The sequence below is a fragment of the Tamlana crocina genome (genome assembly GCF_012037625.1).
The window spans coordinates 1-279 of the sequence record NZ_JAAVJS010000891.1; the positions used below are offsets into that span (position 1 = coordinate 1).

At 41.9% G+C, this 279-nt stretch carries 1 protein-coding gene; it reads left to right on the plus strand.

Annotated features, from left to right (window positions below; genetic code table 11):
- Positions 1 to 279, plus strand: a 279-nt coding sequence (locus tag HC176_RS19410; protein ID WP_167920592.1) for a PQQ-dependent sugar dehydrogenase, incomplete at both ends; no start/stop codon positions are given.

Genomic DNA, 279 nt, shown 5'->3' on the forward strand with positions numbered 1-279 from the left:
GGATCAATTATGACGGCACTTCTTTTACAGACGAAACTTCGGGACCAGATTTTGAAGATCCTATTTATTATTGGGTGCCATCTATTGCTCCAAGTGGTTTCGTATATGTAACTTCAGATAAATATCCTGACCTTAAAGGAGACCTGCTGGTAGGTTCTCTAAAGTTCCAGTATGTAGAGCATCTTAGCCTTGATGGAAAGAAGGTTACTGCCAGGGAAAAGATTCTTGAGAACGTAGGTCGCGTACGTGATGTAGTGCAATCACCCGATGGTGATATCT